The organism is Virgibacillus sp. 6R, assembly GCF_001895305.1.
Taxonomy (GTDB): Bacteria; Bacillota; Bacilli; order Bacillales; family Amphibacillaceae; genus Virgibacillus; species Virgibacillus pantothenticus.
Window position 1 is genome coordinate 2,395,933 of the sequence record NZ_CP017762.1, and the last position, 18,969, is coordinate 2,414,901.

At 37.9% G+C, this 18,969-nt stretch carries 17 protein-coding genes, 2 tRNA genes and 1 riboswitch; of the genes, 17 read left to right on the plus strand and 2 right to left on the minus strand.

Going from position 1 to position 18,969, the window contains the following annotated elements:
• The first annotated feature begins 60 nt into the window (after window positions 1–60).
• A riboswitch (SAM riboswitch) is annotated at window positions 61–165 on the plus strand.
• A gap of 178 nt (window positions 166–343) precedes the next feature.
• From BKP57_RS10765 to proC, 7 genes are all read left to right on the plus strand, one after another.
• Window positions 344–1,375: a methionine ABC transporter ATP-binding protein gene (locus BKP57_RS10765; RefSeq protein WP_050350568.1), complete on the plus strand. Its 1,032-nt coding sequence runs from the start codon at window positions 344–346 to the stop codon at window positions 1,373–1,375.
• On the plus strand, window positions 1,365–2,015 hold the full coding sequence (locus BKP57_RS10770) for a methionine ABC transporter permease (RefSeq protein ID WP_050350567.1): 651 nt from the start codon (window positions 1,365–1,367) through the stop codon (window positions 2,013–2,015). The genes BKP57_RS10765 and BKP57_RS10770 overlap by 11 nt, the downstream gene beginning before the upstream one ends.
• Window positions 2,016–2,034: 19 nt before the next feature.
• Complete coding sequence (locus BKP57_RS10775; RefSeq protein ID WP_050350566.1) at window positions 2,035–2,853, plus strand: MetQ/NlpA family ABC transporter substrate-binding protein; 819 nt, start codon at window positions 2,035–2,037, stop codon at window positions 2,851–2,853.
• 19 nt (window positions 2,854–2,872) lie between these two features.
• Complete coding sequence (locus BKP57_RS10780) at window positions 2,873–4,093, plus strand: M20 family metallopeptidase (protein WP_072741522.1); 1,221 nt, start codon at window positions 2,873–2,875, stop codon at window positions 4,091–4,093.
• 221 nt (window positions 4,094–4,314) lie between these two features.
• Window positions 4,315–4,704, plus strand: a complete 390-nt coding sequence (locus BKP57_RS10785) for an RDD family protein (RefSeq protein ID WP_050350564.1) — start codon at window positions 4,315–4,317, stop codon at window positions 4,702–4,704.
• A 163-nt stretch (window positions 4,705–4,867) separates the two neighbouring features.
• Window positions 4,868–4,960 (plus strand) — tRNA-Ser (locus BKP57_RS10790).
• A 520-nt stretch (window positions 4,961–5,480) separates the two neighbouring features.
• A complete protein-coding gene (proC, locus tag BKP57_RS10795) occupies window positions 5,481–6,290 on the plus strand; it encodes a pyrroline-5-carboxylate reductase (RefSeq protein WP_072741523.1) in 810 nt (269 codons plus the stop codon).
• A gap of 322 nt (window positions 6,291–6,612) precedes the next feature.
• Here proC and BKP57_RS10800 read toward each other — a convergent pair whose 3' ends face one another.
• Together BKP57_RS10800 and BKP57_RS10805 are read right to left on the minus strand one after the other, a co-directional pair.
• Window positions 6,613–7,293: a deoxynucleoside kinase gene (locus BKP57_RS10800; RefSeq protein WP_050350562.1), complete on the minus strand. Its 681-nt coding sequence runs from the start codon at window positions 7,291–7,293 to the stop codon at window positions 6,613–6,615.
• Between the two features lie 27 nt (window positions 7,294–7,320).
• Entirely contained in the window at window positions 7,321–7,959 is a 639-nt protein-coding gene (locus tag BKP57_RS10805) for a deoxynucleoside kinase (RefSeq protein ID WP_050350561.1), read from the minus strand.
• A gap of 202 nt (window positions 7,960–8,161) precedes the next feature.
• Here BKP57_RS10805 and BKP57_RS10810 point away from each other — a divergent pair.
• The 10 genes from BKP57_RS10810 (at window position 8,162) to BKP57_RS10855 (ending at window position 18,856) form a co-directional block, all read left to right on the plus strand.
• Window positions 8,162–8,234, plus strand: a tRNA-Arg gene (locus BKP57_RS10810).
• Between the two features lie 1,227 nt (window positions 8,235–9,461).
• Window positions 9,462–10,394, plus strand: coding sequence for a phosphotriesterase family protein (locus BKP57_RS10815; RefSeq protein WP_072741524.1), 933 nt, complete (start codon window positions 9,462–9,464; stop codon window positions 10,392–10,394).
• Window positions 10,395–10,404: 10 nt separating this feature from the next.
• Window positions 10,405–11,058, plus strand: a complete 654-nt coding sequence (locus tag BKP57_RS10820) for a 3-dehydro-L-gulonate-6-phosphate decarboxylase (RefSeq protein WP_050350556.1) — start codon at window positions 10,405–10,407, stop codon at window positions 11,056–11,058.
• A gap of 14 nt (window positions 11,059–11,072) precedes the next feature.
• Window positions 11,073–11,906, plus strand: coding sequence for an L-ribulose-5-phosphate 3-epimerase (locus BKP57_RS10825; protein WP_050350555.1), 834 nt, complete (start codon window positions 11,073–11,075; stop codon window positions 11,904–11,906).
• Window positions 11,867–12,826: a transketolase gene (locus BKP57_RS10830; protein WP_082240866.1), complete on the plus strand. Its 960-nt coding sequence runs from the start codon at window positions 11,867–11,869 to the stop codon at window positions 12,824–12,826. Before BKP57_RS10825 ends, BKP57_RS10830 begins: the two co-directional genes overlap by 40 nt.
• A 2-nt stretch (window positions 12,827–12,828) precedes the next feature.
• Window positions 12,829–13,848, plus strand: a complete 1,020-nt coding sequence (locus tag BKP57_RS10835) for a transketolase family protein (RefSeq protein ID WP_072741525.1) — start codon at window positions 12,829–12,831, stop codon at window positions 13,846–13,848.
• Window positions 13,849–13,861: 13 nt separating this feature from the next.
• Window positions 13,862–14,521 (plus strand): L-ribulose-5-phosphate 4-epimerase, encoded by a 660-nt coding sequence (locus tag BKP57_RS10840; protein WP_072741526.1) that lies wholly within the window; start codon window positions 13,862–13,864, stop codon window positions 14,519–14,521.
• Between the two features lie 697 nt (window positions 14,522–15,218).
• The gene (locus BKP57_RS10845) at window positions 15,219–16,370 is read left to right on the plus strand and encodes an iron-containing alcohol dehydrogenase (RefSeq protein WP_072741527.1); all 1,152 of its coding nucleotides are present in this window, start codon (window positions 15,219–15,221) and stop codon (window positions 16,368–16,370) included.
• 130 nt (window positions 16,371–16,500) lie between these two features.
• Window positions 16,501–17,457 carry a sugar kinase gene (locus BKP57_RS10850; RefSeq protein WP_050350550.1) on the plus strand — a complete coding sequence of 319 codons (957 nt, stop codon included), beginning with the start codon at window positions 16,501–16,503 and terminating at the stop codon, window positions 17,455–17,457.
• Window positions 17,458–17,830: 373 nt separating this feature from the next.
• Entirely contained in the window at window positions 17,831–18,856 is a 1,026-nt protein-coding gene (locus BKP57_RS10855; protein ID WP_050350549.1) for a 2-keto-3-deoxygluconate permease, read from the plus strand.
• Window positions 18,857–18,969: the final 113 nt, after the last annotated feature.

Sequence of the window (18,969 nt, forward strand, 5' to 3'; positions counted from 1 at the left end):
TTCTTATCCATTAAAAAAAGCTTTAACATGTGGTTAAGCTATACTTTTACAATTGAATACTTCTTATCCAGAGAGGTGGAGGGACTGGCCCTTAGAAGCCTCGGCAGCGGACTAATATATAGTACTGTGCCAAATCCAGCAAACATGTTGTTTGAAAGATAAGAAGAGGATACTCATATAATAAAACCTCTTCTTTCGAAAGGGGTATTTTTTATGGCGATAAAATGAAATGTATGAGTAGATGCGATCTAAGCTAGGTGGAGTAAGGTTCTAAAGCATTGTTTCACATGGAACAAATTTTTAAGTAAAACAATTCTAAAAATAAGTATGGGGGAATTGCTTGATGATTACATTTGATCATGTAACAAAAGTGTATGAAGGAAAAGATCGGCCAGTCAAAGCGCTAGATGACGTCGATTTACAGGTGGAAAAAGGAGAAATCTACGGTGTTATCGGATTTAGTGGTGCAGGAAAAAGCTCCCTTATTCGTTGTGTGAATCTATTAGAGCGACCTACTTCTGGTAAAGTGATGGTTGATGGAAACGACTTATTAAGTCTTTCCGCTAAAGAATTGCGCGAAGCTAAGCGAGATATTGGGATGATTTTTCAGCATTTTAATCTTTTAAATTCTAAAACGGTGTATACAAATGTCGCGATGCCCCTATTGGTAGCAAAAGTGGCGAAGGAGGAAGTAAAGAAACGTGTCATGGATTTACTCACTTTTGTTGGTTTAGAAGATAAAGCAAATAGTTATCCAGAGCAACTGTCGGGAGGACAAAAACAACGGGTTGGAATTGCGCGTGCCTTAGCAACGAAGCCAAAAGTACTTTTATGCGATGAGGCGACATCAGCACTTGATCCAGAAACAACAAAAGCTATTTTACAGTTGTTGAAGCAAGTGAATCAAGAATATGGAGTAACGATTTTGATGATTACCCATGAAATGAATGCGATTCGAGAGATTTGCGATAAAGTTGCTGTCTTAGACAAAGGAAAAATCGTGGAAGCAGGAAGTGTGTTTGATGTGTTTTCTAAACCGAAAACAGCAGTAACTGCTAAGTTTGTCCGTTCGGTAATGCATGATACGATACCTGATTCAGTCTATTCATTGCTTAACAATCAGACAGCAGGCAGACATATCTATCGGATTGTATTTGTCGGAAATAGCGCTGGGAAACCTTTATTATCGCAAATCGCTAAAACGTATGCAGTGGACGTCAATATTTTATTTGGCAATATAACAGAATTACAAGGTGTTCCTTTAGGCAATTTAATTGTTCAATTTTCAGGGGATGAGAAAGAAATAAAGCGGGCTATGATGTATATTCATCAACAAAAGATTACGGTAAAGGAAGTGTTGGCAAATGTTAGTTGACCAGCAACAAATAGTACAGGCGCTTTGGGAAACAATTGTCATGGTCGGTGTGTCATTGCTATTTTCATTTCTTATCGGGCTTGTATTAGGTGTTTTATTAGTAGTAACGAGAAAAGGTCATTTATGGGAAAACAAAGTTGTTTTCACCATCTTGAATGCAGGGATTAATATCTTTCGTTCCATTCCATTTATTATTTTGATGGTTGCTGTCATCCCATTTACAAGACTTGTTGTCGGAACATCCATCGGGACAGCGGCAGCAATTGTACCAATGATTCTATTTGCTGGTCCTTATATTGCGCGATTAATTGAAAATTCATTGCTTGAAGTTGATCCGGGAGTTATGGAAGCAGCACAGGCAATGGGAGCTACACCATGGCAGATTATGATACGTTTTCTTCTGCCAGAAGCATTAAGTTCTTTGCTACTAGGAATTACGATAGCAACCATTGGTTTAGTAGGCGCATCGGCAATGGCTGGAGCAGTCGGTGGTGGAGGTCTCGGCGATTTAGCGATTACATATGGCTACCAGCGATTTGACACGGTTGTTATGTTCCTTACTGTAGGCATTCTTATCATAATGGTGCAAGGATTACAATCAATCGGAAATTATCTTTCCAAACGAGTGAGAAGAAGATAAACAAAAGGAGTTGTTTAAAATGAAAAAAGTAACGTTCATATTTTTCCTATTAATTACATCGGTCATTATCAGTGCATGTTCCAGTAGTGAAGCCAGTTCAACGGTGAAGGTGGGAATTAGCGGTTCTGATACGTCAATCTGGGATTATGTAGCAGAAAAAGCGAAAAAAGAAGGAATTAACGTCGAAATTGTCCGCTTTTCCGATTATGTTCAACCTAATTTGGCTTTAGCAGAAGGAGAGATTGATGCAAATGCATTCCAAACAGTTTCTTATTTCGATGCCTTTATTAAAGAGCATGATTTAGATTTAACGCCTATAGCGACAACGGTAATTGCCCCAATGGGGTTATATTCAGAAAAGCATGATAAACCAGAGGACATTCCTAAAGGCGGAACAATTGCCTTAGCTAAAGAAGCTACGAATATGGGCAGAGGCTTATTATTGCTACAGGATGCTGGTTTGATAAAATTGGCTGACGATTTTGATGGCAATGGTTCGTTAGATAAAATCGTTGAAAATCCAAAAAATCTTCAATTTGAATTACTTGTAGCTGGGCAAACACCAAGAGTGCTCCCAGATGTGGATGCTTCGATTATAAATAATGGGATTGCAGTCGATGCAGGCTTAAGCCCGTTGGCTGACTCGATTTTCCATGAGGATGAAACGGCAACTCCGTATATAAACATTATTGCTGTTCAGGAAAAAGATAAAAACGACAAAGTACTAAAAAAGCTTGCTGACATTTATCAGACGGACGATGTGGCAAAATTTATTGAAAAGGAACGTGATGGGAATTCCATTCCAACGTTTGTACCGTTAAGTGAGATTGGATATTAATTTAAAATGAGGTGAACTAATGGGAATTACTACAGAATCTACTACTATTTGGAAACAAGAAATTGCAGCTAATATGGAGGAAAATAAGACAAGGTATATTACGATTAGTCATGATATTCATGCACACCCTGAGATTGGGAATCAGGAAACATACGCTGCCAAAACATTGACAGATATACTAGTGGAAAACGGATTTGAAGTGGAATTGGATGTGGCGGGTCACCCAACCGCCTTTATTGCTAAAAAGAAAAGTCCAATAAAGGGAAGAACGATTGCCTTTTTAGCTGAATATGACGCATTACCAGAGATTGGGCATGCCTGTGGTCATAATCTGATTGGTACAATGAGTGTTGGCGCTGCTATAGGTTTAAGTCAAGTGATAAATGAAGTGGGAGGTGAAGTAATTGTCTTTGGCACACCTGCTGAAGAAGGTGGACCAAATGGAAGTGCGAAGGGAAGTTTTGTCAAAGCTGGATTGGTTGAAACGATTGATGCAGCGATTATGATTCATCCTGGTGCAGAAACGAATCTAACCGGCCCTACCCTTGCTGTCGATCCGCTGGATTTCGAGTTTTTTGGCAAAACTGCCCATGCCTCTGCTCACCCAGAGCAAGGAATTAATGCGTTAGATGGCGTAATCCAACTCTTTAATGGCATTAACGCATTACGTCAGCATGTTGCAAATGATGTGCGCATACATGGTATTATTACGGATGGAGGCGATGCTCCTAACGTCGTACCGAATTACGCAAAGGCTAGGTTCTTCATTCGGGCGGCCACAAGAGAAACATTAAATGAGGTAACGGAGCGAGTAAAAGCAATTGCGGAGGGTGCAGCTATGACGACGGGTGCAAAAGTTAAGATATCCGCATTTCAAAATGAGGTGGACAATTTTATTCTGAATGAAAGTATGGATGCCATTTTTAAAACAGAAATAGAGCAATTAGGAGAGACGGTTCATAAAAGACAGTCAAAAGCTTTAGGCTCCACAGATGCAGGGAATATTAGCCAAGTAGTCCCTACCATTCATCCACATATTAAAATTGGCCCAAGTGATTTGATTGGCCATACGACTCTTTTTCGAGAAGCTGCAAAATCAAAGCAAGCTGATAAAGCACTAATTGTGGGGGCAAAAGCAGCAGCGTTCACAGCATTAAAGCTGTTAACAGATGATGCAGCTTATGAGCGAGTGCATAAGGAGTTTATCAGTAAAAAATCAAGTAGGATATGTTTGGTTTAACAAATGTATCTTGACTGACAATTGGTTTAGCAAAAAATTCCATTTAAAGCTATTCCATCCCCACTACTAGAATTTATTAGAAATTTTCAATGACCCCTAGTGGGAACATCGGTTAACGGGCTCTTTTTTAATTAAATGATAAATAAGTTCTATTGGTTTTAAAGGGAACTTATTTGTAGACTGTACGTATAAGGACTAAACGAGTGAAGGGGGGGATTGAAGTGAAATCGTTAACGAAAAAACGGATGAAAGCTTTTTTTATTGATGTGGCAATTTCTGCTGCTGTCACAGCTGGTGTAGAATATGTTTTACGGAAAAAAGTAAAGAATGAGGTTGTGCATGCTATCGTTACGCCAACAGTTGTCATGTGGTCACTCGAGTACATACAGCTGCGACAACGCGGGCAAACAGTTGGTTACAACCAAATGGGGTTGGAATTGCAGAGTGAAACAGGCTTTGAATTAACACCGATACAAATTTTTAAACGGATGGCTTATCGTGATACTTTAAGTAACTTGCAATACATCATTAATCGCAATTCTTTTGAAGAGAAAGACGGTGCCGTATTTCCGCATGATCGCTACTCTGGTACGATAGTAAAAGAAGTATAACAAACGCGTATAGCACAGCTGTTATCTTACAACCTTCTGATTGCAGCTGTGCTATTTTTCTTCTTAGATAATGTAGACATTATTATCATTAAAAAATTTTCAAAATGTCTATTAGGAATTGACAAGCCTATAAAAAACATGGTATATTATATCTTGTCGCCACGGAGGTATACCCAAGTCTGGCTGAAGGGATCGGTCTTGAAAACCGACAGGGGTGTAACAGCCCGCGGGGGTTCGAATCCCTCTACCTCCTCCATTTAAAATTAGCGCATAAAATTTTGGAGATATAAAAAATCGTTACACTGTAGCGATTTTTTTAATATATGTTGGCTAGATTAGTATCATTTTACCTTTATTACTTGACAATTTTTACATTTACACATATAGTACATTACTAACCAAATAAAAATGTAAAAGCTATGATGAGGCCAGTAGTATCATGTACGAACGACAGAGAGCGGGATTCACCGGCTGAAAGATCCCAAAACGTAGACGACAGATACGAACCTACCTGTGAGCTGTTAGAATAAACCTGACCGCAGATCAAATCTGTGTTGACAATATAAGCTGGGCATAGTAAAAACTATGTCAAATTAGGTGGTACCGCGGAAAACTCTTTTTCGTCCTTATTGTTAGGATGAAAGGAGTTTTTTTTATCTTCAGAAGGAGAATGTTTTAAAATCGTTAACGGTATGATTAGAAAATAAACATGTAGAGGATAGAAATGATAATAAATAGCCAATTTTTCGTGATATAAAAAAGGAGGTCGATATACAATGGATAAAAAAATTGCATTTATTGGTGCAGGTTCCATGGCAGAAGCAATTATTTCCGGCTTGATTCAGTCGCAAATTATTGATAAGCAACAAATCATCGTTACGAATCGGAACAATCGTCAACGAATATCCTACTTAAAAGAAAAGTATCAAATAATTAGTATGCAAAATAAACAACAACTAATGGAACAAGCAGATATTATTCTATTAGCTACAAAGCCATGTGATATGGAGCAGGCCATTGCATCCGTTCAACCATATATGAGGGATAATCACTTGATTCTCTCTGTTACAGCAGGAATATCTACAAAGAGGATTGAACGATGGATTGGATTAAAGATACCAGTTATTCGCGCAATGCCCAATACATCTGCTTCTATTGGCTATTCAGCAACAGCTTTATGTATAGGCGCTTACGCCATAACGGAGCATTTACAAATAGCGGAGCAATTATTCAATACGATTGGAACGACGGTTCAAGTGAACGAAGCGGAAATGCATATGGTAACAGGGATTTCTGGAAGTGGTCCAGCATATATTTATTATCTCATCGAGGCAATGGAGCAAGTAGCTGTAGAAGCTGGCATGAGTTCAGCTACAGCAAAACAGCTGATTCATCAAACGTTGCTTGGGGCTGGAAAAATGTTGAACCAAACGAATGAGTCCGCAACAGAATTACGAAAAAAAATAACAAGCCCGGCCGGAACGACAGAAGCAGGCATTCAAACATTAGAACAGAATCATTTTCAACAAATGATAAAGAATTGTATCTATGCAGCAAGAGATCGGTCTATAGAATTAGGGGAATAAAGTGCTGGTAAGCAGCTCTATTGGAAGTTTTAGTAAAATCGCCGAAGTTCACAATTTCAGGAGAGTTAATGAACAAGAAGCAGGTTCGAAAGGTTCGAACCTGCTTTTGGTGGTCAATTAAAACTAAGAAAACTAAGCTGTGAAGGAAATAGTGAGGAAGCATTTCTCTTTCACAGCTTAGTTTATATTAGTTAGCCTTTTGTTTAGTTTCAACATTTAAAGCTGTAAGCTCAAAAGTTGATGAGGTCAATTCTTGTAAGGGTGGTCAACAGAACGCTAATTTCTTTTCTAAGATGGATTTCCTCATATGATCCAACCAACTTTATACACGATCACGTGATTTCCAACGGCGAGATTGTTGGATAAAATGTCCGATACGCTCTAAAATGGGTTCAATCGATGTTTCTTCTTTCATCAAGTCATAATCCGAAATATTAATGCGAAGAATAGGACAAGCATTAAAATTATTTATCCAATTTTGGTAGCGTTTATATAGTTCTTGCCAATAGGAAATGGGGGTGTTTTTTTCCATTTCGCGACCGCGTTCGTGAATACGAGCAATAATAGCATCAAAGGAGCCCTCTAAATAAATAAGCAGGTCAGGGTGTGGGAAATATGGTGTCATGACCATTGCTTCAAATAAATTTGTATAGGTTTCATAATCGGTTTTGGACATGGTGCCTTTATCGTAATGCATTTTTGCAAATATACCTGTATCTTCGTAAATAGAGCGATCCTGAATAAAGCCGCCACCATATTCAAAAATTTTCTTCTGTTCCTTAAAACGTTCTGCTAGGAAATATATTTGTAGGTGAAAACTCCACCGTTCAAAGTCTGCATAAAACTTCTCTAAATATGGGTTCGTGTCTACTTTTTCATAAGAAGTCTTAAAGTTAAGAGCTTTCGCTAACGCATTTGTCATAGTTGATTTGCCCACCCCGACAGTACCGGCAATGGTAATAATGCTATCATGTGGGATTTGATATTTTTCTCTTGGATTCATCGTTGCTTGTTCCCCTTCTATACTTTTCTAATCGATTGTTAGTTGCTTTAAGTTCATGGATACTAGCTCAATAATCTGAACCAAATGCTCTTGATAACAAACAAAGTCTAGTTTATCACCATCAATTCGTATAACTGGAATATTTGGGTGCAGCTTTTCAAATTGATTCATATAATCTTCATAATCCTGTGCAAGCTGTGCAAGGTAGGATGCTTGAATGTTTTGCTCAATTTGTCGACCGCGTTTTTGGATTCGCTCTAAAATAGTATCCAAGCTAGCATTTAAATAAATCATCATATTGGGTACAGGCATATCCTCTGTTAAAATCCGATAGATTTGCTCGTACTTTTGAAACTTATCTTTCGGTAATGTACGTTTAGCAAATATCATGTTTTTCGATATATGATAATCAGCAACGACGGGCTGATCGTTACGTAAGTATTGTTTATCTATGTCTTCTAATTGCTTAAATCGATTGCATAAGAAGAACATTTCTGTTTGGAAACTCCATTCTTCAATGTTTTCATAAAATTTTCCTAGAAATGGATTTTCCTCGACAATTTCTTTTAAGAGCTGAAATTGAAAATGAGCGGACAATTTTTCGGCAAGGGATGTTTTCCCGATGCCAATCGGCCCCTCAATAGCAATAAATGGTACTCCTGTCATCGCTTCTTCCTCCAATCTAAAAACAGAACAGGTGTAAACTATTTTATCATAATCGAAGCGTGGAAACTATGTACACTGTGTGACGTTACCCATAGTACTTTTCAAGCAGGAAGGAATTTTGTATAATAGATAGTGCTTGATTAAAAAGCAGGTGAGATATGTTAGCCTTGTAGCCTGAAATTTATAGTTATATATTTTATATGCCCCCGTAGCTCAGGGGATAGAGCATCGGTTTCCTAAACCGTGTGTCGCAGGTTCGAATCCTGCCGGGGGCGTAGGTTTATTGTCTATCAGTGTTTCCACCACAACACCACCTCCTGTAACTATAATCTCAATGAGTTACGTGGAAATGGTGTTTATTTACTTTTTTTGGGTATTTTATCATCTTCAATTACTTTATCATTTTCAATATAAAAGTTATATTGCTTTTCGTCACCTTCCAACATTATTACTCCCCCGTATTTTTGTTCAGGGATATCCTTCCAGTTATAATTTCCTCTAATTACAGCAATATCAGAGTATTGATAGCCCTTTTCCTCTCTTAAATATTGCCTTGCTATATCTTCTGTATCTACTATTTTTTTAGGGTTACCGTAAAAAAGCCTAAATAAATACAGTAAAGATTAAAAGAAAACATTATTACTAATAGAATTACCAATACTTTTCTGGAAAATAATTTATTTAACATGTAATCTCAGCACCTCTTACTTTTTATATAAAGAACTGTTATATGTTCACTCCACATTCGGCGGCACAAAATTAACATAAGTCGCTCTCTTTTGCTCAAAGCCCCCAGCCTTATGCAAATATCTGGTACAAATTTTAGCGGTCATTTCTCTGGCGTGTAATTCCATATGCCAGATTTATTTTTATGCTGCCACTTATATGTAGTTTTGATATAAACAATCCCATAGGTGGTCACACTTTTGGTAACGTAGTAAGCGAAACAAACTAAAATACTTTGTTGAACGTAAATCTTAAAAAATGTACCAACTACTATTATATTTCATCCCTAACTTCTCCTGCCCTCTTTTGATTTAGCAAACCCAGATACTTCTTTCTACTTTTACTTTTTGTTGTAACATGTTCTTCTTAAATGATAATTACAAATAAGGCATTGTTTCATGCTTATATCCCCCTCCGCTCTAACTAAGTGCATCTCTATTTGGCTGTTAATTAAACGATTTCCACCACAAGCAAGAAACTATCCATCTACCTATTTTTATCTATCCAAAGGCCGATTATAGTTTTCAATATTCTGTCTCTTTAAATGTTATAAAGACACTTTTGGCATTTCTTAGGTTCTTTTCTATCACTCATCTCTTCTATTAGTGGAAATAAATAACTTTCAGATAGTATTAGCTTAAAATTTGGAAAATAATAACTGAAAATAATATAAAAAAAGTGTTTTGCAAACGCTTTTTTTGTGTTATATTAATAATGAAGTTAACAAAAGTTCATATAGTTGAACATTTGTTCAAATGAATAGGAGGGATTATCTTATGGCAAAAGGAATGGTTAGAACAGTATTAGGAGATATCGAAGCATCAAAAATGGGCTTTACAATGGCACATGAACATATTCTTACAAATCCACAAGGGGAAGGAACAAAAAATAATTTGGATCACCATTTAGACAGTGTTCCATTGGCAATTCAAATGTTAAAAGAATTCAAAGAAATTGGTGGTGGGGCGATTATTGAAACAACTCCACAATCATGGGGAAGAAATACTCCGGGAATGGTCACTGCTTCTCAAGAATCAGGCGTACATGTTATTGCATGTACAGGATACATTTGTGAAGAGCATGGCATGGAGCCAGAATTAACAGATTGGTCAATCAACTACATTGCGGAGAGAATGTTGCATGATGTCCAAGTAGGGATGGATGGAACGACTGTAAAAGCTGGATGGATTAAAGCTGGTACTGCTTATAATCACATTACCTCAAACGAAGAGAAAGTGTTAAGAGCGGGTGCACGTGCAGCAATGAAAGCTGGCACATGTCTTCATACTCATACAACCGCTGGAACGATGGGAATCGAACAATGTGAAATTGTGTTAGAAGAGGGATTAGATATGAGTAAGTTCATCGTTGCTCATGTGGATCGTTTTCCTGATTTGTGGTACCATCGTCAAATTTTAAAGACGGGTGCAAACATCATCTATGATGGTCCTGGAAAAGCAAAATACTATCCAGATAGCATGAGAATTGAATTGCTTAAACAATTAGTTAAAGATGGTTACGAAGATCAGATCATGCTTTCCAATGATATGGGAAGAAGATCTCACCATAAAGTATACGGATATGGACCTGGATTCAACTGGATTAAAGAACGTTTCTTACCAAGATTGCTTGATGAAGGATTTAGTCAAGAAGTCCTTGATAAGTTTATGATTTATAACCCTGCAAGAGTTTATCAAATGGAAAAATAGAGGTGCCAACATGAGCAGACCAAAATTACAACTGGCTTTAGATAATCATGATTTATCGAGTTCTTTAGCTGCTGCTCAAAAATCCCAATCACAAGTGAATGTGATGGAAGTAGGAACGATTCTCGCTGTTGAAAATGGAATGAAAGCGGTTCGTATTATGAAAAGCCTATTTCCAGACCATATCGTATTAGCGGATATTCGCATTATCAAGGCCGGAGGAAAATTGGCCAAATTGGCCTTCGACTCCGGTGCTGATTGGGTAACGGTCATAAGTGATGCTTCAAAAGACACGATTGAAGCAGTAGTAAAGGAAGTAAAATCGCGTGAAAACAAAGATGTTCAGATAGAAATAAATCAAACCTTTACAAATGAACAAACCGAATACTGGAGATCTTTAGGGATTACACAGTTAATCTATCATCGTTCTAGTGAGGTAGTAGAGGAAGAAGAAAAATGGAGCCCAGAAGTCATCAATGAACTTAAGAGCTTAGCGGATAAAGGGTTTCAGTTGAGTATTACCGGTGGATTATCCGTTGACGAAATCAAATTATTTAAAGATGTCCCGGTTTATTGCTTTATTGCTGGAAGGAAAATCGCTAACTCCCCCAATCCTTTCCAGGCAGCGAAAGAGTATAAAGATGAAATCATCCGTGTGTTTGGATGATGGAGGTGCTGCAAATGAAAACAATAAAATTAGGAATCTATGAGAAGGCGTTGCCGCTTAATAAGGATATTGAAGAGGTTTTACACTCAGTAGCTGAAGCTGGTTACTCCTTATATGAAATAGCTTTAGACAAAGACCGTTTACCAAGGTTTCAATGGTCGACAGAACAGAAAGCAACATGGCTTCGAGCTACATTAAACAGTGGAGTCCACTTCTATAATTTGGTTCTAAGTGCACATCGCGACTTTCCTTTCGGTAGTAAAGAAGCAAAAATTCGACAACAAGCATTGAAAATTATGGAACAGGCTATTGATTTTTCAGCAAGTATGGGTATTCGTACCATTCAAATTGCCGGCTATTATACACTTGAACACGAAGTATCAACTGATTATTCTAAGAAAAGGTTTTTAGAAGGAATGTATCAATCGGCTGAACTTGCCAGTCAGGCAGGGGTGATGCTTGGCCTTGAGAATGTTGACAGAGACATAATTTCTTTAGAACAAATAAAGGAAGTCGTCGAAGAAGTTCACTCCCCTTGGTTAAAGATGTATCCAGATGTCGGGAATTTAACGGCACATCATTTTAATGTTAAACAGGCGCTAGCAGAGAACATCAACCATATCGTTGGTATCCATCTTAAGGATACGAAAGAAGGAGTTTTCAGAAGAGTTCCATATGGAGAAGGAATCGTCAATTTTAAAGCTGTGTTTGAGAGTCTTTTCAAAGCTGGTTACAAAGGACCTTTTAGTTTAGAAATGTGGAACGACAACAGCAGAAATAGCTTGGAAATTATTAAGGGGGCAAGAACATGGATATTAGATCAAATGTCACAACAAGTTCGAAGATAAAACCAAATGAACCATATGATTATAAAAAAATGGAACAAATAGCTCATGGGATTCGCCAACGGGTATTAGAATTAACTATTGAAAAAAATGGATGTTATTTGAGTCAAGCTCTTTCCAGTGCTGAAATAGTTTCTGTTTTATATGGAGGGTTAATGAAATTAGGAGAAAGCCAAGCACCATTTGTTGCTCCATCTTTTGGAGGGGTACCGGGAAACAGCAATAAAGACTATGTAACAGGTGCGGCTTATAACGGACCTACTGGCCCAGGGTATGACCGTTTATTGATATCGCCTGCCCACTATGCCGTCGTGATTTATGCGGCTTTAGTTGAGTCGGGAAGATTATCCCCAGATTCTTTGAAGGAATTTAATGTCGATGGAAGCATTGTCGAGCAAATCGGTGCCGAACATTCCCCTGGTTTTGAATTGACAACGGGTTCATTTGGTCAAGCGATAAGCCAGGCAGGCGGAATTGCTCATGCTAGAAAAATGAGGAATGAAAAAGGACGCGTCTTCTTGTTCATGTCTGACGGAGAGTTAGAGGAAGGGCAAACTTGGGAAGGAATCCAAGCTGCTGCTCATTATAAATTAGATAATCTAGTTGTTTATGTCGACGTTAATGGTCAACAGTACGATGGCTGGACAAAGGATGTCATGAATATCGAACCAATAAATTCCCGTATCGAGGCGTTTGGTGGAACTTGTGTCACGGTGGATGGACATCATATTGACGAATTAGTGAGAGCAAGCCAAACACCAACTGAAAACAAACCACTGTTCGTTTTATGTTATACCAATTCTGCACAAGGGCTACCGGAGTTAGATTATCGAAAGCCAAATCTTCACTTTGTAAGATTTCGTGATCATGAAATCGAACAGTTTAAAGCGATTCTTGAAGATATGAAGAAAGGAGTTCGCTAAATATGGTTGAATTTGTAAATAATCCTCATTCCGAAAACATGGTGAGATATGGAAGGGAAAGAGAAAATACGCTTGTCTTATCTGGTGACTTAACAGGTTCAACAGAGATTGCTGAGTTCAAAAAGCAATTGCCTGAAAAATTTGTTTCCATGGGTATGGCCGAACAAAACATGTTAAGTTGGGCTGGTGGTTTGGCAAGGGAAGGTTATGTTCCATTTCTGCATACGTTTGCTGTCTTTCTTTATCGAAGACCATACGACCAATTATCTATGTCAGTCGCATATCCTAACTTAAAGGTGCGTTTAGTTGGATTTCTGCCGGGGATAATGACACCAGGTGGGGTTACTCATCAAGCAATCGAGGATATTTCCGTTGTAAAGAGCATTCCAAATATGACCATTTTTGAAACAGGGGATGCGACCGATGTTGAAACCGTCTTAGACGCCACCGATGATATCGATGGGCCTATTTACATCCGAATGCTACGCGGACGTTTGCCTCGTTTGTTCCCGAAAAATGAACCATTTAAGTTCAATACAGCTAGAATTTTAAATGAAGGTGACGACATTACTGTATTGTCTAGTGGTATCTGTACAGAAGAGGCGATGAAGGCAGTCGAATTATTAAAAGAAAAAGGCGTACATGTGAAACACCTTCATATCTCTACTTTAAAACCATTTACTGATGAACGGGTTGTAAAAGCCCTTCATGAATCAAAAAATGGCGTTATTACACTTGAAAATCACTCGACAATTGGTGGCCTAGGTTCAGCAGTGGCTGATGTGATTGCGGAGAATGGAATCACAACCAAATTAACAAAGATAGGTATTCCGGATAAGTATGCACATGGGGCTTCTGCAGAATATTTAATGCGTAAATTTGGTTTAGATGCTCTCGGTTTATTAAATACGATGGAAAAGGCATTAGATAAGAAATTCAATATCACTGAAGAACAGGTTAAAACATTTGACTTAAAAGTAGAGCAAGAAGATATAAAGGATACTCAATTAGAAGCACTTTAAGGAGGTAACGCTTATGCTACTTGAGGAATTAAGAAAGACGGTATGTGCTCAGAACAAGGCACTTGTTGATAACGGCTTGGTGTTATGGACAAGCGGAAATGTCAGTGCAAGAGATCCAGAAACAAATTATGTTGTTATCAAACCAAGTGGCGTGTTGTTTGACCAGCTGACACCAGAGAAAATGGTGGTTGTCGATTTACATGGGAAAGTAATAGAAGGCGATTTAAAACCTTCTGTTGATACTGCATCCCATCTATATGTATATCGTCATCGCGATGATGTTCATGGTATTGTTCACACGCATTCTCCCTATGCTACAAGCTTTGCCATTACGGGAGAACCGTTGCATATCTATACAACAACTTCAGCTGCTGTTTTTGGCGGAACTATCCCAATATCCCAATTCGCCGTCATTGGTGAAGAAGAAATTGGACAGGAGATAGTGGAGAAAATAGGAGAGTCAGAGGCTATTTTAATTCGCAATCACGGTATTTTTACGATTGGAAAAACATCTGAAAAGGCATTAAAAAATGCGGTTGTATTAGAGGAAACGGCACAGTCTGTTCATTATGCGATGTTAAGAACAAAAATAGAACCTTTATCCGAAGAAGTTGTTGAACGAGGTTATCGAATTTATCATGATACGTACGGTCAGAAAAAATCGACTGTTTAAGAGAGTATTGTTCTGGAACAGAATATGCCCAGATTACCTAGGCAGCTATATGTTATCAACGGAAGCTACTAGCATCATAAAAGATTTCGGAAATCATGGGGACTACAGTTTCGAGGATTCTAAAAGAGGTAAAGAAACAGGGATTTGTAGAAATTAATTGGAATACCCCTGTTTCTTTAGATTCCCAGCTATCCGTAATCTTACGTAAAAAGCGGAATTTAAAAGTTTATATCTTGTCAGTAGTAAAACTGTATAAAGTTCAAGCAAAAAAGTAATTAAAAGAATGGTTTATGAAAACTTAACCACCCAGTATTTATCTAAGTACAATTGGTTCATGTAAAGAAAAGTCATCTTCAACAAGCAGGGTTATATTTAAATAAAGTTGAGAAAGGTAGTTTACTTCATCGTCCTTTTGTTTGCCCACCCTATGGATGAAAATAAGGAATGGTCCATTGAGATCGCTGCGGACTGCGGTTAAAGAAAAGTGTTTTAATGTCATTATTATTGATAAGGATTGTGCGAAAGAACTGCCTCGATTTTAAGGATTAAAGATGTAAACGATCTGAATTTTATCCATTAATAGAGCCAAGATACAAACTCCTTGAAATTGTGAGACACATCACATATTTTATATAAAATTAGTGTAGAAATAGTAGTATTTTATCTTTTTATTTTTTCCTACGAAGGAGGCAAAATCATGGAGTCTGTATATCATTTTGAAATGCCGACCTCGTTGTATGTGGGGAATAATGCTTTCATCCAATCGATGCCAAAACTTCTTTCTTCTTTAAAGGTGAAGCGAGTTTTGTATTTTACTAGAAGCCGGGGATTAACGATTATTCCTGATTTTAAGGGAAGAGAAGGTCTTGAAGAGGAAGTGTTTTTGGTTAAAGGGGAACCAACTGTTGCGATGGTCGACAATGCTCTAGAGTTTTATGGGCGATTTCGACCAGATGTCATTGTGAGTATTGGCGGGGGAAGTGTGATTGACTTGGCAAAATCGGTTTCTTTTTTAGCAGATGACACAAACAACCTGTTTTATTATTATGATCATCCAAACTATTTAAAGAAAACGGTACCTCATATCTCAGTTCCGACAACATTTGGTACAGGAGCAGAGGTTACAGCTAATGCGGTAATTCGGAGGGAAGATAAGAAGCAGAGTCTTCGATCCAACTCTTTAAGGCCATATGCAGCAATTCTCGATCCTACACTAACCATGGATCTTCCGCTAGATGTTTTAGTTTACTCAAGTTTAGATTGTCTAACTCAATTAATGGAGGCTTTTGTTTCCAATAAGGCGAATCCGTTAACAGATGGTATTTGCCGTGAGGGTCTTCACCTATTTCGTAAAGGCTTTCAGCTTAAACAGCTTTCCACTTTGTCAACGGAAGAACGGCTTTATTTGCAAATTGCTGCTTTATATAGTGGAGTAGCCCTGAGTAATAGCCGTTTAGGAATTATTCATGGAGTGGCAAGTATCATTGGAGGACGCTCTTCAATGGCACATGGAGAAATATGCGCTCGTTTTGTATGTCCGTTTACCGAAATGAATATAGAGAAAGCTCAAAAAGAAGATGAACAAATTCTTCATAAGTATCAAGAGATTGCTAGTATTTTAGGAGAAAAACCGAATCTAAGTGTAGAGGAATTGCCGAGGATTCTTAACCGCTACGAAGCTTCACTTGAGACTCTGACCTTGTCTTCACTTTCATTTCTCGAAGGAAAGGGAGAAGAGATAGCTAAGGAAAGCTTGTTAGCAAGTTCAACACAAGGCACTCCCTTTAGATATACGATTGAAGAAATCCTTCATGTGTTTCAATCTGTTCAAAAGGCGCGTACCCTTTAAATTGGTAATTCTTGCATTAAACAAGTGAACCCCTTCTATATTACTATAAATAGTCTATTTTTTTATAAAACCCAAATCAACATAATTTTAGAAAATTTAAATAAATTAGAAGGAAGAGAGGAAAACAACTATGAGGTTTGATGTAACAACTATCGGAGAAGGAAGTCTTCGTTTATCTGTCCCAGCTGGAAAAAGATTAAATATTGCAACTTCCTTTGATATCGGAGTTTCCGGTGCCGAAGCGAACGTAGTAGGATGTTTATCACGTTTAGGTCGTAAAACGGGATGGGTAAGCTGCTTACCAGATAACCCGTTAGGTAAAAAGGTTCGAAATGAATATCGAAGTCACGGAATTAATATAGATAAGATTATTTGGTCCAATCAATTCCGTTTAGCAACCTTGTATGTGGAGTACGCAACACCACCTCGTTCGACAAAGGTCATTTTTGACCGTAAAAATACTTGTTTTACCAATATTCGTAAGGAAGATGTCGATTGGTCTTATTTATTAGATTCAAAGATTATTCATTTAACTGGAATTACTGCTGCCTTATCCAAAAATACAAAAGAAGTAGTTCAAGAGTTGATTAAACGAGCACATGAAGCTAAGGTACCAATTAGCTTTGACGTTAATTATCGTAGCACTTTATGGGAAAAAGAAGAAGCATATGAAACCCTCCTACCGATGATTCAAAACGTAGAATTACTGTTTTGCTCGAAGCGTGATGCTAAATTTGTATTTGGCTGTGAGGGGGATGATTATGAAATGATCGGTCATTTAAAAGAAATCTCAAAAGCTCACAAAGTAGTTATGTCAAGAGGTGCTGAAAGTGTTCTAGGTTTAGAAGACGGCGTTATTTATGAGGAGCCTGCCCGCAAAGTAGTGATTGTTGACCGAATAGGTGCTGGTGATGGTTTGGCTGGTGGAATTTTACACGGATGGTTAGAAGGAGATTTTGTAAAAGGCCTTAAATATGGAGTTCTCACGGCAGCTTTAGCGTTGAGCCAATATGGCGAAGTTGTTAATACAAACGAGCAGGAAGTTAATGCTCTGTTAGAAAGTGAGGGGGCAGATATTGTTCGCTAATTAGACGAAAAGAAAAAAGTACTGAGTAGAGTTAATGTTATTTTGGATATATGGATGAAGGTTAAATTTAACTAAGGTTTAGTTTTGCTAGCTTTTATGTATAATGTGTGAAATTCTTTAGAAGAACCTATTTCCGTTTTTTCTGAATTATCAATTAAATATGCGATTGTTACAGAAAGAAGGTAAACGGTAATTAATTTTTCCAATATGGTAGGTAAGTCAGTGTTCAACTATTTGAAAGCGCTTAATATACGATTCTGATTTTCTTTGAAAGGATTTGTACGAGCAAGGATGGCAGAAGAAGACCTTACTTTTTACAGAAGGAATTATAACAGAGCATCTCAAAGACTATTTTTAAAAAGGAGTGTTTAAAATGAGAATAAAACGAACCATTGAGAAAATCCCAGCTGGAATGGTTGTCGTCCCGCTCTTTTTAGGGATGATAATTAATTCAATTGCACCGGGACTACTACGAATTGGCGGATTCACCGAAGCATTGCTAGTGAATGGCACGCTGCCGTTTATTGCTTTATTTTTAGTATGTGTGGGTGCTCAAATTCGTGTAAATATGATTGGTTCAGCTGTTAAGAAAGGTCTTACCCTACTTTTATTAAAATGGTTTATCGCTGCTGTAATCGCTGTAATTGGTTTTTCTGTTGCTGGTATGAATGGTCTGTTTCTTGGAATGGCGCCACTTGCTATCCTCGCAGCTATGAGTAATAGTGCTGGTGCCGTTTATCTGGCGGTTGCTGGAGAGTATGGTCGTGAAGATGATACTGCAGCTTATCCGTTTCTTGCCATTAATGATGGTCCTTTCCTTACGATGGTAGCTCTATCATTGTTTGGAATGATGGGGTTTATCGATGGTCTCTTTAATTTTACAGATTTAATTTCGGTTATTTTACCAATAGTAGTCGGCGCTATACTTGGAAATCTTGATGAAGATATGCGCAGGCTTCTTTCAAAAGGAACAGATTTATTAATTCCATTTTTTGCATTCTGTATTGGGATGGGGATTTCATTGCAGTCATTAGTTGAAGGAGGAATAGGAGGAGTACTCATCGGTATCTTAACTGTTGTTCTAACTGGCGGATCCGCTTATTTGATATACAGCTGGTTTGGATGGAATCCAATTGTTGGTGCTTCAGAAGGAACAACAGCAGGCAATGCAATTCCCACTCCTGCCGTTATCGCTGCGGCGAGTCCTGCATTTGCACCAATGATGGAGATTGCTACGGTTCAGATTGCAACCGCTGTAGTTGTAGGTCTAGTAGGCTTACCTTTGTTTATCACTTTCTTGGTTAAACGGTTAGAGAGAAAAGGAGTAGATATCAAAGAATTAAATCTGCCAAAGTCAGAAAGAACAAAACGGGAGGCCTCATTGCGACAAAAGGCATAAGTTCCAATGCGGAAATCAAAAAATGAAAGTTTTAAAATAAACAGCCCTTAGCGATGTTAAATTGCTAAGGGTATGTTTTTTTAATCGATATAGAGGTGTATGTTATGATTATT